Genomic DNA, 14582 nt, shown 5'->3' with positions numbered 1-14582 from the left:
CGAGCTTCCTGAAGGGCCCTTGAAGACTACAAGGTTGATAGGCAGGGTGTGTAAGCGCTGTGAGGCGTTGAGCTAACCTGTACTAATGGCCCGTGAGGCTTGACCATATAACACCAGAATGGTCTGGCTTTGCTCAGAGATATAACCGGATACGAAACCGGATTACAGAAGACAAAGAATTGATCGAAAAACAGAACGTTGGAACGCAGTGATCACCACTGCACATTAATCTGCACCTTTTTATGCTTGATGACAATAGCGTATCGGAACCACCTGACTCCATCCCGAACTCAGCAGTGAAACGGTACAGCGCCGATGGTAGTGTGGGGCCTCCCCATGTGAGAGTAGGACATCATCAAGCTCTTATTTTTAAGCCTTGCTTTTGTCAGCAAGGCTTTACTTTCTCCGATAGTTAGTAGTTTTGGAGAATGTTTTTTAAGATTATCTGCTAATAACAACAGGCAGGTAATGACAGTTTTGCTTGATAACAATAGCGTATCGGAACCACCTGATTCCATCCCGAACTCAGCAGTGAAACGGTACAGCGCCGATGGTAGTGTGGGGTCTCCCCATGTGAGAGTAGGACATTATCAAGCTTTAAATTAAGAAGCCCGATCAGTAATGGTCGGGCTTTTTTCATTTTGATCAGAATACCCCTGTTTTATTGATACCTGAAAAACACCGCCTATAGTGATGGTAATTGTTTCCGGGTTTTAATTATCTGGATTGTAGAATTAAGCCTGATAGCTCAGCAAAACCCCGACCGCATTCTTGCGATAATATATGGGCCGGATGATATGACATGTCTTCCAGGTGTCTGTTGATATTGGATACGCCAAATGTGTATTTAAGCCAGCTGAACATAGGTTCATCATTCGGAGCATCTCCAACATAAGCTGCACAACTCAGTATCTCGGCTTCTGTTATTCCATAAACCTGCTTTAGTAACCTCTCAGACATAGCTCTTTTACTATAATTGCCAAACCACGCATTTATATGAATAGAACTGGCTCTTGCATTGGCACCGTGCTGTTGAAAAATATCAATGATGCTCTGTACCTGACGTGCTGAAACGCCGGTGATATCCTGATTATAATCAATTGCTACATCAGCCAGGCGAAATGCCTGATCCCGTGCCAGCTTTACTTCTGGGTGTGTATGAAGAATGCTTGTCGCAATTTCCAGCAGATGTTTCTGTTTTTCTTTCATTTCCTGCTCAGAATGCCAGCTGGTCTGACAGATGCGTTTGTTCTCATCCAGGGTGAAGTAAAAGGCACCGTTTTCCCCAATAACAGCATCTACTGGCCAGGTGCGGACCATCTGGTCGCACCATCCTGCACAGCCGCCTGTAACGGGTATAACTTTTATTCCAGCCTCATACAGCGAATAAATTGCCTGGAGTGTTTCGGGCAGTAATCTGCCCTGAGTCGTCAGAGTGTCGTCGACATCGGTGAGCAAAAATCGAATAGAAGACAGGTCCGGCATATTAAGAGTTTTCCATAGTAATAAGTTTAACGCCCTGCTCTGACAGGGCGTCAGCCAGTGAGTGCTTTGGCAGATTATCGGTTACAAAAAGATCGATCTGATTGAATGGAGCAACCTTAACCATAGGCTTTCGGCTCCACTTTGTACTGTCTGCAAGTAATACCCGTTGTCTCGCATTATTCAGAATTGCCCGACTGACATCAGCTTCCAATGGGTCAAAATCCAATAGCCCGTGTTCCAGGCTGAGTCCACCACTGCCGATTACGCCAAAATCAACTCTGAATTGCTCAATAAAGCGGGTTACACTCTCACCAACCAGATCTCTGTCGTTATGTCTCAGGCTACCTCCTGCGACAATAACTTCGGTTTCTGGCTGGTCACACAGAATATTGGCAACATCCAGATTATTGGTCAGAATACGTACTCGCTTATTCTGAGTCAGAGCTTTTGCAAACAGAGCGACCGACGTGCCTATACCCAGAAAAAGAGAGGAACCTTCTGGTATTTTTTCTGCCAGAAGTTTTGCCATTTTCTGTTTACTGACTGAGTTGATCGTCTGGCGGGAGTGGTAGGATATATTTCGCGTTGTTGCCGGAAGGCTGATTCCCCCATGCAGACGGCGAGCCAGCCCTTGTTCGCATAGCTGGTTTATATCTTTTCTGATTGTCTGAGTGCTGACGGCAAAACGTCCTGCCAGGTCATCTACATTCAGTTGTTCTGTGTCCTGAAGTAAGCTCAGGATGATATTTTGTCGATCATTCAACATAAGATTACTTCAGATAGTCCTGAGGATTGTCTGTAATAATGGCATCCATACCCCACATCCACAAAGATTCAACCAGCTCCGGCTGGTTTGCTGTCCAGCAGAGTAATTTATAGCCTTTTTCTTTGACTTGTCTGGCATCGTTATAGCTCAGATCACTCCAGCGGGAATGTATGCTGTAGATATTTGTGTGTCTTGCATACTCCTGCCAGTCTTCAGGTAAAGACTCACACAGTAATCCCAGACGAGCCTCTGGGATTTGTCTGTGGCATTCATCCAGTAGTTCCCGGCTGAAACTGGAGATAATCAGGCGTTCATTGTCATTGAACTCTGTTTCCAGTAGCAGTTTCAGTACGCTTACAACTCTTTCTGCAGGGAGGCCATGATCTTTTAATTCAAGATTCAGGCTCAGATTCAGCTCGTTAAGCAGGCGGAATACTTCGGAGAGCAGTGGAAGGGGCTCATAGGGCCAGTCGGGATACAATGCTGAATTATCGATCCCTTTAAGCTGATCCCGTATCAGTTCAGCCAGTACTGCCTGGGTGTTGCTACAACGATCTGTAGTCGGATCATGGTTAACGACCATGGTATTGTCGGCCAGCAATGTGACATCCAGCTCTACCCAGGATGCTCCGGTTTCTGCTGCTTTTCTGAAGCCTCCCAGAGTATTTTCCGGAGCCAGGCTGGGTGCGCCCCTGTGTCCGATAATCCAACGATTCTGATCTGGCATGATACAGGCCCTTCTCTTAAATATATGAGTCTTATTAAATGCTAATCCTGTGATTAGCCGGACGATATCAAAAAGATTCTCGCCCGGATATGGCAGGCCTGTTAATTAATACGTTGCTGTGTCTGAGCGCAAAAAAGATGTAGCTCGGAACAATCAAACCAGAGTGATAATGTACTACCGGTTTCCTGATAGAACTCTCTGTTCAGTCGAACGACCAGTTCATCATTTGTACCTTCCGCTGTACCATAAACGAGGGTATCAGCCCCAAGGGGTTCCAGCAGGCTAATGCTCAGTTGCAGAGAGTGAGGGTACCGATCGCTGCGGTGCATATGTTCTGGCCGTAAGCCGATAATAACAGGGCCATTAAAATTTGTTTCGTTCTGCAGTGGAATAGTCTTATTTCCAATGCTTAGCTGACCATTATTCAGTTCCCCGTGAATGAAGTTCATAGAAGGAGAGCCAATAAAACCAGCTACAAAAGGGGTTTGAGGGCGATTGTAAATCTCCATTGGTGTGCCAATCTGTTCGGCAACACCGCCATTCATAACCACCAGTCGATCGGCCAGAGTCATTGCCTCAACCTGATCATGAGTCACGTAAATTGAGGTCGTTCCAAGCTCTTTCTGTAGCTTTTTGATCTCAATACGCATCTGTACTCTGAGTTTTGCATCCAGATTCGAAAGCGGTTCATCAAACAAAAACACTTTAGGATCGCGTACAATAGCCCGGCCCATTGCTACCCTTTGACGCTGACCACCAGATAACTGTTTGGGTTTTCTATCCAGCAAATGATCCAGCTCCAGCATTCTGGCTGTGCGGGTTACTTTGTCCAGAATCACACTCTTTTCAGTTCCCCGGTTTTTCAGGCCATAAGCCATATTGTCGAATACTGTCATGTGGGGATACAGTGCATAATTCTGGAATACCATAGCGATGTCCCGTTCGGCAGGTTCCAGATTATTCACCTGAGTGGCATTAATATTCAGCTGGCCTTCGGAAATAGTTTCCAGGCCTGCGATCATACGCAGCAGGGTTGATTTACCGCAGCCGGATGGACCTACCAGTACAATCAGTTCGCCATCAGCAATATCCAGATTGATCCCATGAATTGCCTGATAACCATTAGGATAGGTTTTGCGGATATTCTGTAATGCCAGAGTAGCCATAATATTCTTTCCTGAAATTGCTCTGACCATATTCGGCCAGTTGCCGACTCTTGCCGACATTTGCTTTAAATTCTGTGTATAGCCTGATAATTGGCTTTGCCTGGGCTATGACTATGTATTAAGTGGTGCAGTTGATCTGGATTATTTTTCCGTTTCCACCAGACCTTTGACAAACTGACGTTGCATAAATATCACAATCAGTACCGGTGGCAGCATGGCCAGAACTGTCGTCGGCATGACAACATTCCACGCGACTTCATCATCACCAACGGCCAGCATTCTCTGAATACTCATAACGACGGTGTAATAGGATTCATCTGTTGTAACCAATAATGGCCATAGATACTGGTTCCAGCCATAAATAAACATGATGACGAATAATGCTGCGATATTCGTCCGGGATAGTGGTGCCAGGATATCAATAAAAAAACGTACCGGACCTGCGCCATCTACGCGGGCGGCTTCTATTAGTTCATGAGGTATCGTCAGAAAAAACTGACGGAATAGGAACGTCGCGGTCGCACTGGCAATAAGCGGTAAGGTCAGCCCCGTATAGGAGTTCAGTAGCTCCAGATCTGCAACGACCTGGAAGGTTGGCATGATACGGACTTCAACCGGTAGCATCAGTGTCATAAATATCAGCCAGAAACTGAACATCCGAAAACGGAAGTTAAAGAAAACAATCGCGTAAGCGGCTGTCATCGAGATAATAATTTTTCCGAAAGTGATTCCCAGGGCCATGATCAGGCTGTTAAGTAATAGCTGACTGACACTGATACCTACCGCTTCACTGGCTGGTCCGGTCAGAATGTTACTGTAGTTGGTCCAGAACTGATCTCCGGGCCAAAGAGGGACTGTCGTTGCAATGAGCTGTTCTGCGCTATGGGTTGATGCGACAAAAGCGATCCATAGTGGTAAGGCAACAATCAGCACACCTAACCAGAGAATAAAATGGCTGAAGAATGTCAGTCCGGGGCGATTCTCAATCATCAGTACTGTACCTTACGTTCGATATATTTAAACTGTACAACGGTCAGCAAGCCTACAATCATCATCAGAATGACTGACTGAGCGGCAGAAGCACCCAGATCTAATCCGATAAAACCATCATCATAGACTTTGTATACCAGGGTGCTGGTTGATCCTCCGGGGCCGCCCTGAGTGACGGCATGAATGGTGCCAAAGGTTTCAAAGAAGGCATACACGACATTGACTACCAGCAGGAAAAAGCTGGTGGGTGACAGTAGTGGGAAAATAATGGTCCAGAAACGTTTAGCAGGGCCTGCGCCATCAATGGCTGACGCTTCAATTAAAGATCGTGGGATTGATTGCAGACCTGCCAGGAAAAACAGAAAATTGTAGCTAATTTGCTTCCAGGCCGCAGCAATGACAACCAGAATCATCGCCTGACCACCGTTAAGTGAGTGATTCCAGGTATAGCCCATCTGATCCAGCAAATAAGTGATGATGCCGATGGTAGGATTAAACATAAACAACCAGAGTACACCGGCTACAGCGGGGGCTACAGCATAGGGCCATACCAGTAATGTTTTATAGATCTGACTGCCTTTTATAACGCGGTCAGCCATAACGGCCAGCAATAAGGCAACGCCCATAGACAAGCCGGTTACCCCCAGGCTGAATACCAGAGTTGTCATAAAGCTTGAATGGTATTCTTCATCTGTCAGTAGTGCTGCGAAATTTTCAAACCAGACAAACTCTGTTGACATTCCGAATGCATCCTCAATCAGGAAGGATTGCCATACAGCCTGACCGGCAGGCCAGATAAAAAACACAAGTGTCACAATGAGCTGAGGCCCTAATAGCAACCAGGGTAGCCAGCGATGATTAAAAGCAGGAATACGGGACATCGGAACTCCGGGTCTTCAGAGTGTATGTTTTGCTTGAGGAATGATTTTGCAAAACAACGGCTCTTAATAAAAACAGAGAACTTTACTGCCTGATGCAGAGGATGATCAGGCAGTAAAGTCAGATCAGACCGGTGTAGATTAACCGTTCTGACGTTCAAACTTACGCAGCGGTTTATTGCCACGCTGAACGGCTTTGTCCAGAGCTTGTTTAGCGCTTACCTGACCAGCCCAGACTTTTTCCAGTTCTTCGTTGATGATGTCACGAATCTGAACAAAGTTACCCAGACGCAGCCCTTTAGAGTTAGGCGTTGGTGTGACTGAGGTCATCTGAGTGATAGCTACGTCAGTCCCAGGGTTTTCCTGATAGAAGCCCTGCTCACGAGTCAGATCAGCCGCTGCATGAGTGATTGGCAGGTAACCTGTGAACTGGTGCCAGTCAGCCTGAACTTCAGCAGAAGACAGGAAGGTAAAGAACTCAGCAACACCTTTATATTCGTCTTTTTTGTGGCCTTTCAGTGTCCACAGTGTTGCACCACCAATGATGGTGTTCTGTGGTTTTTTCACCGCGCCTTCCCAGTAAGGCAGCTCTGCTACCCCAAAATCAAAGCCCTGAATATTACTTTTCACACCTGCATAAGAGGCAGAAGAGTTCATGTACATAGCACACTCACCGCTGTAGAACTTAGGTGCGCTGTCAGAGCGACGGCCACCATAACTGAACAGGCCACTTTGCTGCCATTCAGCCAGTTTAGTGATGTGTTTTACCTGAAGGTCGCCATTAAACGTCAGTTCGGTATCCAGACCGCCAAAGCCGTTATTGTTTGTTGCGAAAGGTATGTTATGACGGGCGCTGAAGTTTTCCAGTTGTACCCATGATTGCCAGCCTGTAGTGAAGCCACATTTATAACCTGCTGCCTGAAGTTTCTTGCCAGCCGTTTCCATTTCTTCCCACGTTTTCGGTGGCTGGACGCCAGCCTTAGTCAGAGCCTGCTTGTTGTAATACAGAACTGGTGTAGAGCTGTTGAATGGCATAGACAGCATTTTGCCATCGTTGGTGGAGTAGTAACCGGTTACGGAAGCCAGATAGTCATTGGCATCAAAAGCTTGTCCGCTGTCTTCCATCAATTGCCAGGTCGGATAAACTGCACCTTTAGCTGACATCATAGTCGCAGTGCCGACTTCAAACACCTGAACAATATGAGGATGTTTTTTAGCACGAAAGGCAGATACAGCAGCAGTCATTGTTTCAGTGTAGTTACCTTTGAATACAGGTTTAACTTCGTACTTATTCTGAGAGACGTTAAATTTCTCCGCAATCTCATTGACTTTCTCTCCCAGACGCCCCCCATTGCATGCCACCATTCAATCTCTGTTGCGGCATGAACCTGAGTTGTCAGAAGGGATAAAGCGATAATTCCTGCTGTTTTATACGTCATTGTGCATCTCACCTGGTTAATTGTTGTTTGAAGCAGATCTTCAGATGCGGCCATTAAGCCTTTTAAATGTTTCGTTATGATGACATTTTATTTTCATTTGAGTCAATAAGTGAAATTTTATCAGCTTTTGATTTTCAAATGAAAGTCTGGCGTATAAAAATGAGGAAAGAGCGGGTAGAAATCAAAAGTTCTGATTAATTTTTTTCATGGGGATTTATAGTGCCAGGCCGACAGAACATAGGGATAGTTCATACAGGAGGTTGCTATGCGTATTGAAAATGGACAAATCAACCTGTCTTCATCTCATGACTTTAATATGTCTTCTGAAGTCAGAGCTGAGAAGCATGTACATAATAAAATCGAGACTCATGACGGTGATGTTTATGAGTATGAGGCGACCTATCATGCAGTTGGATTCGACCAACAAGGGCGAGCTGAATATGAAATTGATAGTGCTGCATTATCAGCAATGTCCGCCATGGCTTCTCGTGCTATAGGGCAGGGAATCTCCATTTCAACCCGGGAGTCCTTTCGGGCTAGTGATAGTGTTGCGGATGCTGGTACTGCTCAAAATACTGAGCAAGTGTCAGCAACGGTTAGTCGGCATTATGCGCGTATGAATGTTGATGCTGAGTTCAGCCATATCTCTCTGAATCAATCCACAGGAGCTGCAATGATCAGGGATATGCAGGCTGAGTTCATGATTCGTATTATGGAAATGGGCTTAGGGCGCTCATTGAAAGAGATGTCTCCGGAAGAACTCGGCCAGATGGGATTATCCGAGGATAATATTATGCGGATCCGGGGATATTTTAATGATCAGGATGCCCGTCGGGCTCAGCATCAGGCTGATTTGAATAGAGTGAAGGGAATGGAATGGGCTTCAGATCAGGATATGAACAAGCGTTCAGTCATGGAGGCAGATAATCCATCGGATACAGATGTTTCGCAAGGAGTTTATATTCCTCCAGGTTCTTCTGATGGTATTTCCCAGGATATTCCGGTTTCTGAGAATACTGAAAGAGACAGCGTTTCCAGTTATGAAACAACCCTCACTTCAGGCAGCAGCAGCTCTGGCGTCGAAAATACAGATGAGTCTGCCCCCCTTGTGGCAGCAACTTCTGGTGAAGAAACAGCAGAGCCGGTGCAGGATTATGTGCCAGCTGGCGGGACAAGTGAAGGTATTGAGGAGGATAATAAGGAGGCTGCAGTACCGGGTGCGACTGTTCCTGAAGATATTTCCGATGTTGGTATCGGTGTAACCCCGCAGTATGATAATCAGGAAGAAGAGGAGCCTATTCCACCTGGTATGGTGCGTCAAACCACAACAATTACTGAATCCAGACAAAGTATTTTCAGAGAGGAAGAGCATACCCGGTTCAGTGCTCATGGGAAGGTGCTGACCAGTGATGGTCGCGAAATCGATATCGAGCTGGATGTTGGAATGAGCCGTCTGTTTGAATCGACAGAGCTGGCTGAATCGATCAGAGTTATGAAAGATCCGCTGGTGGTTAACTTCGATGGACCTGCTGTTGCTCTGGATAATCAGCGTACCTTTATGTTCGATATTGATATGGACGGTGAAGAGGATCAGTTAGCGCAATTGCAATCCGGTTCTGGTTTTCTGGCACTGGATAAAAATGGAGATGGTGTGATCAATGATGGCTCTGAACTCTTTGGCGCTGCTTCGGGCAACGGTTTTGCTGATTTAGCTGAATATGATGAAGACGGTGATGGGTTTATTGATGAAGATGATTCTGTGTTTAATAAACTAAGAATCTGGGTGCCGGGAGACGATGGAGAAAGCGAGCTGTTTGCTCTACTGGATAAGGATGTAGGAGCTATTCACCTGAATCATGTCAGCACTGAGTTTGCTCTGAATCGTGTGGCGGATAACGAAAATATGGGGTATGTCAGAAGCTCTGGCGTATTTCTTAAAGAATCTGGCGGGGTTGGTTCTGTCCAGCAAATTGATCTGGCCGTCTGACTATTCTGGATGATGCTTGCCTGAACTCTGCCTGCTGTTATAGCAGGTAACGGAGTTCAGGCACTTTGTTCGGACTTTATCTTTAATCTGTGTATGTTTCAGCGATATGGGTTACTTCAGGCTCCAGTTCAATAAAGGCATCGACAACCCTTGGGTCGAAATGGCTGCCACGCCCTTCAATAATAATTTGCATAGCTTTGGTGTGAGAAAACGCAGGTTTGTAAACGCGTTTGGATATTAAGGCATCATATACATCGGCAACAGCCATCAGACGAGCTGAGACAGGAATATCATCACCTGACAAGCCTTCCGGGTATCCACTGCCATCCCATTTCTCGTGATGATAGCGAGCAATTTCCCGGGCAAAGCGTAGAAATGATTCTCCGCCCATAATACTCTGAATTTCATCCTCAAGCTCATGTTCTGCTTTCTCTATAGCCTGTCCACCCAGCTCGGCATGTTGCTTCATGATAACAAACTCATCATCACTGAGCTTGCCTGGTTTGAGCAAAATATGATCAGCGATACCGACTTTGCCAATATCATGTAAAGGGGCCGACTTGTACAGAAGGTCAATGACATGATCGTTATCCAACAAGTGGGAGAAGCCTTTTGTATGACGAAGCTTTTCTGCCAGTATGCGGACATAATTCTGAGTGCGGCGTATATGATTGCCTGTTTCATTGTCGCGTGTTTCTGCGAGAGAGGCCATGGCAAGGGTTGTAATATCCTGAGTGAGCTGAAGTTCCCTGGTCCTTTGCCAGACAGCAACTTCCAGGCAGTTGTTTTGTTGTTGCAGAGCTTTCTGAGCATGGGCCAGCTTGATATGAGTTGCAACTCTGGCCCGGGTGATGACTGCTGATACGGGCTTATTGATGTAATCCACTGCTCCCGCCTTGAAGCCTTCGGATTCATCGGACTCATCATCTTTAGCGGATACAAATATAACTGGAATGTCTGACGTCAGAGGGCGGCTTTTCAGAAGTTTACATATTTCAATGCCGTCCATATCGGGCATCATGACATCCAGCAGAATCAGGTCAGGTTTAGGCCCGTTATTGATCATATTAAGCGCATCATGTCCCGACTTGGCTGGAAACACCCGATACTCTGCGGTTAACAGCTCCATCAAAATACCGATATTCAAGGGTTCATCATCAACGATAAGAATAAGGGGGCGGTTATCCTGAGCCATAAATTTTTCCTCGTAAACAAAAATCACTAAGCGCCTGAGAAATTTTTTGTTTCATTGCTTATGTCGGCATTAAGGAACTGCTGTCATATATTTTGTAATAAATATAATACTTTAATACTACCAGAAAAAATCAGCCGGTAGCTTTTGTAATATAGGCTAAGACACTAATCAGACTGGCAGATAAGCTTTGTGAGGATGGGTAATAAGCTGATATAGGGTGTAATGGTCAGATTTCGTCAGGTTGATCAGAATAAATAGAACGGGTTATTTTTCTGGTTCCGCATCCTTGTGAGAGGCTTTCCGGTTTTATCCGGATGGCTGGCATAAGGTATTCCGGGCACTCAGTCGCTTCTGAGTGCCCGTCTTTTTATCAATCAGCGATATAAGCACAATGACGTGCAAATATAATGATGGATGAAAAGTATATTGCGATCAGGACAGAGCTTTTTCCAGACGGCTCAGCGCATCTGCCAGAATCTCTTTGCTGGTTGCAAAAGACAGACGCATGCAGCCCGGAGTTCCGAAAGCTGAACCTGGAACCAGAGCAACTCCTGCTTGTTCCAGCAGAATTTCAGCAAACTCAACATCTGTTTCTGCGCCTTCAAAGCTGGCAATCGCTTCGGAGAAGTCAGCAAAAGCGTAGAAGGTGCCGTCACCTGGCTGACAGTTAACACCTGGCAGAGCATTCAGTTTATCTACTACAAAGTCATGACGCTCTTTGAAAGAGACCAGCATATCAGCGATACACTGCTGAGAACCATTCAGAGCTGCTTCGGCTGCGGCCTGAGAAACAGAGCATGGGTTAGATGTGCTCTGAGACTGGATTTTTTTCATGGCACCAATCACTTTAGCCGGACCCGCTGCATAGCCAATACGCCAGCCTGTCATGCTGTAAGCTTTTGATACGCCATTCAGTACGAAGGTGCGATCGTACAATTCCGGTGTCGCATTCAGAATGTTGCAGAATTTCTCTTCTGTCCACAGAATATGCTCGTACATATCGTCTGAAGCGATCATTACATGAGGGTGTCTTTTCAGTACTTCACCCAGTGCTTGTAGCTCTTCCAGGCTATAAGCCATACCGCTTGGGTTAGATGGGCTGTTTAACACGACCAGTTTGGTTTTTGGTGTGATGGCGGCTTCCAATTGTTCTGCTGTAATTTTGAAACGACTGTCAGCACTGGTTTCGATGATAACCGGTGTGCCTTCTGCAACAATAACCATATCAGGGTAAGATACCCAGTAAGGTGCAGGGATAATAACTTCGTCGCCCTGATTCAGCAGTGCCAGTGCCAGATTAAAGAAGCTTTGTTTTCCACCGGACGAAACCAGAATCTGGTTTGCTTCGTACGCAAGGCCATTATCACGATTAAATTTGTTAATAATGGCTTTTTTCAGACCTGGTGTACCGTCAACCGCTGTGTATTTTGTCTGGCCATTATTAATAGCCTCAATCGCAGCGTCTTTAATATGTTGTGGGGTGTCGAAATCAGGTTCGCCAGCACCCAGACCAATAATGTCTTTGCCTGCTGCGCGAAGTTCTGCTGCACGGTTGGTGACCGCTAAAGTCGGAGATGGTTTGATTGACTGTACGCGATCTGACAGTTGTACGTCCAAGCTGATATCCTCAATATATATATTTTCAGTCAGAAAATAGGCGTTTTGGAGATATGATCATACAGGAGATTCAGGCCCGGCGTGAAGGGCAAAAACCTGAAAAAAATGCCGTTTTTTATGAAGCAGAGTAGCTGAATTTACTATTCAGAATAGTTTGCTGATAATTGATAAATAAATAATTTATTTGCCTGGTATGTCATGGATAATCAGAAGAAATTCAAGATAAATTCCCGTTTTAAACCTGCAGGGGATCAACCCTCTGCAATTAAGGCTTTGTGCTCAGGACTGGATAACGGACTGATGCATCAGACGCTTTTAGGGGTAACGGGCTCGGGTAAGACCTTTACTATGGCAAATGTTGTGCAGCAGATGCAGCGCCCTACCATTGTTCTGGCCCATAACAAGACGCTGGCTGCTCAGCTGTATGGGGAATTTAAGGAATTCTTTCCTGACAATGCCGTTGAGTACTTTGTCTCCTACTATGACTATTACCAGCCCGAAGCCTATGTGCCTGCCTCGGACACTTTTATTGATAAAGATGCATCTATCAATGAGCATATTGAACAGATGCGCCTGTCCGCAACTAAAGCCCTTCTGGAACGTAAAGATTCATTAATTGTCGCAACAGTGTCTGCGATTTATGGCCTGGGAGATCCGAAGTCTTACCTGAAGATGATGCTGCACCTGGATAGGGGAGATCGCATTGATCAGCGCCAGCTGCTGCGACGACTGGCAGAGTTACAATATACCCGCAATGACCTGGATTTCAGACGAGCTACATACCGGGTCAGAGGCGATGTGATTGATGTTTTTCCTGCTGAATCAGAAAAGGAAGCCGTACGGATTGAGCTGTTTGATGACGAAATTGATAATCTGTCCGTATTTGACCCTCTGACAGGAGAGCAGTTGCGCAAAGTGCCGCGTATCACCATTTATCCGAAAACTCACTACGTAACGCCCCGTGAAACCGTACTGGATGCGGTCGAAAGTATTAAAGAAGAATTAAAAGAGCGTATTGAATGGTTTCGTGAGCATGACAAACTGGTTGAAGCTCAGCGTGTTGAGCAGCGTACCCTCTATGATATGGAGATGATGCTGGAGCTGGGGTATTGTAATGGCATCGAGAATTATTCCCGTTATCTGTCCGGGCGTAATGATGGTCAGCCTCCTCCGACCTTTTTCGATTATCTGCCTGATGAAGCCTTACTGTTTATTGATGAATCCCACGTTACTGTGCCTCAGCTAGGTGCAATGTATCGTGGTGATCGTTCCAGAAAAGAAACTTTGGTTCAGTATGGTTTTCGACTGCCATCGGCGCTGGATAACAGGCCGATGAAGTTTGAAGAGTGGGAGCAGATTTCTCCTCAGATGATTTTTGTTTCAGCAACACCTGGCAATTATGAAGCAGAGCATCAGGGGCAGGTTGTGGAACAGGTTGTCAGGCCTACAGGGTTGCTTGATCCTGAAATCGAGGTGCGTCCGGCCAGTAGTCAGGTGGATGATCTGTTATCTGAAATTAATGAACGTGTTTCGATGGGAGATCGTGTTCTGGTCACAACTTTAACGAAACGAATGTCAGAAGATCTGACCGATTATCTGGCCGAACATGATGTACGTGTACGTTACCTGCATTCAGATATTGATACTGTGGAAAGAATTGAGATTATCCGGGATCTGCGGTTAGGTGAATTTGATGTGCTGGTTGGCATCAATCTGTTGAGAGAAGGTCTGGATATGCCCGAGGTGTCTCTGGTCGCAATTCTTGATGCGGATAAAGAAGGCTTCCTGCGTTCTGATCGTTCTCTTATTCAGACCATTGGTCGGGCAGCTCGAAATGCCAGAGGTAAAGCGATTCTTTACGGTGATCGAATTACGGGTTCTATGCAGAGAGCGATGGAGGAGACCCGGCGTCGTAGGGAAAAACAGATTATCTTTAACGATGAAAATGGAATTACTCCTCAGACTGTTCGAAAAAATGTGGCAGATATCCTGGAGGGGGCGCAAATACCGGGTAAGAAAGTCAGTAACAAGAAGCGCAAAGTGGCTGAAGATGCTGCGGAATATCAGGTGTCACAGCCTGAGCGTTTATCTCCTGCAGATTTGTCGAAGCAGATCAGCAAGCTGGAAGATAAGATGTATGAAGCATCAAAAAATCTGGAGTTTGAACTGGCAGCTAAGCTAAGGGATGAAATTCAGAAGCTGAATCAGCATCTGATTACCTGATTGTGTCTCTTTGACAAAGTGTCCTATGAGCAACTGGAGAAAATGCTTCTCTTTAACAGGGGCATTCTTGCTCAGGCATTGATGTACTTTCCTGTTGATGGCGGGTTCC

The 14582-nt window shown here is 45.8% G+C and carries 10 protein-coding genes, 3 rRNA genes and 1 pseudogene; 5 read left to right on the top strand and 9 right to left on the bottom strand.

From position 1 onward, the window contains the following. The 3 genes from H4O21_RS05350 to rrf (H4O21_RS05340) all read left to right on the top strand — a co-directional run. Positions 1–107 (top strand): 23S ribosomal RNA (locus H4O21_RS05350); the annotation flags it as partial. Positions 108–245: 138 nt separating this feature from the next. After that, positions 246–361: ribosomal RNA gene (gene rrf, locus H4O21_RS05345) — 5S ribosomal RNA — on the top strand. Between the two features lie 119 nt (positions 362–480). Further along, a 5S ribosomal RNA gene (gene rrf / locus H4O21_RS05340) occupies positions 481–596 on the top strand. Between the two features lie 121 nt (positions 597–717). On the opposite strand, the gene H4O21_RS05335 is transcribed toward rrf (H4O21_RS05340), so the two are convergent. The 7 genes and pseudogenes from H4O21_RS05335 to ugpB all read right to left on the bottom strand — a co-directional run bounded on the left by H4O21_RS05335 (position 718) and on the right by ugpB (position 7451). Continuing rightward, complete coding sequence (locus H4O21_RS05335; RefSeq protein ID WP_182807804.1) at positions 718–1485, bottom strand: HAD-IIB family hydrolase; 768 nt, start codon at positions 1483–1485, stop codon at positions 718–720. A gap of 1 nt (position 1486) precedes the next feature. Next, positions 1487–2251, bottom strand: a complete 765-nt coding sequence (locus H4O21_RS05330) for a DeoR/GlpR family DNA-binding transcription regulator (RefSeq protein ID WP_182807803.1) — start codon at positions 2249–2251, stop codon at positions 1487–1489. Between the two features lie 4 nt (positions 2252–2255). Then, positions 2256–2978 (bottom strand): glycerophosphodiester phosphodiesterase family protein, encoded by a 723-nt coding sequence (locus H4O21_RS05325; RefSeq protein WP_182807802.1) that lies wholly within the window; start codon positions 2976–2978, stop codon positions 2256–2258. A 101-nt stretch (positions 2979–3079) separates the two neighbouring features. Beyond that, positions 3080–4144, bottom strand: coding sequence for a sn-glycerol-3-phosphate import ATP-binding protein UgpC (locus tag H4O21_RS05320; protein WP_182807818.1), 1065 nt, complete (start codon positions 4142–4144; stop codon positions 3080–3082). A 141-nt stretch (positions 4145–4285) separates the two neighbouring features. After that, positions 4286–5134, bottom strand: coding sequence for a sn-glycerol-3-phosphate ABC transporter permease UgpE (gene ugpE / locus H4O21_RS05315; RefSeq protein ID WP_182807801.1), 849 nt, complete (start codon positions 5132–5134; stop codon positions 4286–4288). Next, on the bottom strand, positions 5134–6015 hold the full coding sequence (gene ugpA, locus H4O21_RS05310; RefSeq protein ID WP_182807800.1) for a sn-glycerol-3-phosphate ABC transporter permease UgpA: 882 nt from the start codon (positions 6013–6015) through the stop codon (positions 5134–5136). Before ugpA ends, ugpE begins: the two co-directional genes overlap by 1 nt. Before the next feature lie 138 nt (positions 6016–6153). Further along, positions 6154–7451, bottom strand: a pseudogene (gene ugpB / locus H4O21_RS05305) (sn-glycerol-3-phosphate ABC transporter substrate-binding protein UgpB). Positions 7452–7716: 265 nt separating this feature from the next. Here ugpB and H4O21_RS05300 point away from each other — a divergent pair. After that, a complete protein-coding gene (locus H4O21_RS05300; RefSeq protein ID WP_182807799.1) occupies positions 7717–9438 on the top strand; it encodes an SPM autocatalytic domain-containing protein in 1722 nt (573 codons plus the stop codon). 82 nt (positions 9439–9520) lie between these two features. On the opposite strand, the gene H4O21_RS05295 is transcribed toward H4O21_RS05300, so the two are convergent. Beyond that, positions 9521–10633 carry an HD-GYP domain-containing protein gene (locus H4O21_RS05295; RefSeq protein ID WP_182807798.1) on the bottom strand — a complete coding sequence of 371 codons (1113 nt, stop codon included), beginning with the start codon at positions 10631–10633 and terminating at the stop codon, positions 9521–9523. A 432-nt stretch (positions 10634–11065) separates the two neighbouring features. Beyond that, positions 11066–12250, bottom strand: coding sequence for a pyridoxal phosphate-dependent aminotransferase (locus H4O21_RS05290; protein ID WP_182807797.1), 1185 nt, complete (start codon positions 12248–12250; stop codon positions 11066–11068). 198 nt (positions 12251–12448) lie between these two features. On the opposite strand from H4O21_RS05290, the gene uvrB reads away from it, so the two are divergent. Further along, positions 12449–14473 (top strand): excinuclease ABC subunit UvrB, encoded by a 2025-nt coding sequence (gene uvrB / locus H4O21_RS05285; RefSeq protein ID WP_182807796.1) that lies wholly within the window; start codon positions 12449–12451, stop codon positions 14471–14473. Positions 14474–14582: the final 109 nt, after the last annotated feature.

Origin of the sequence: Oceanospirillum sediminis (assembly GCF_014164585.1) — a bacterium.
GTDB classification, from domain to species: domain Bacteria; phylum Pseudomonadota; class Gammaproteobacteria; order Pseudomonadales; family Halomonadaceae; genus Oceanospirillum; species Oceanospirillum sediminis.
This window is presented reverse-complemented; position numbering and strand designations above follow the sequence as displayed.

Coding starts and splice junctions, on each gene's coding strand:
- H4O21_RS05335 (WP_182807804.1), bottom strand. CDS start 1,485: ATGCCGGACCTGTCTTCTATTCGATTTTTGCTCACCGATGTCGACGAC.
- H4O21_RS05330 (WP_182807803.1), bottom strand. CDS start 2,251: ATGTTGAATGATCGACAAAATATCATCCTGAGCTTACTTCAGGACACA.
- H4O21_RS05325 (WP_182807802.1), bottom strand. CDS start 2,978: ATGCCAGATCAGAATCGTTGGATTATCGGACACAGGGGCGCACCCAGC.
- H4O21_RS05320 (WP_182807818.1), bottom strand. CDS start 4,144: ATGGCTACTCTGGCATTACAGAATATCCGCAAAACCTATCCTAATGGT.
- ugpE (WP_182807801.1), bottom strand. CDS start 5,134: ATGATTGAGAATCGCCCCGGACTGACATTCTTCAGCCATTTTATTCTC.
- ugpA (WP_182807800.1), bottom strand. CDS start 6,015: ATGTCCCGTATTCCTGCTTTTAATCATCGCTGGCTACCCTGGTTGCTA.
- H4O21_RS05300 (WP_182807799.1), top strand. CDS start 7,717: ATGCGTATTGAAAATGGACAAATCAACCTGTCTTCATCTCATGACTTT.
- H4O21_RS05295 (WP_182807798.1), bottom strand. CDS start 10,633: ATGGCTCAGGATAACCGCCCCCTTATTCTTATCGTTGATGATGAACCC.
- uvrB (WP_182807796.1), top strand. CDS start 12,449: ATGGATAATCAGAAGAAATTCAAGATAAATTCCCGTTTTAAACCTGCA.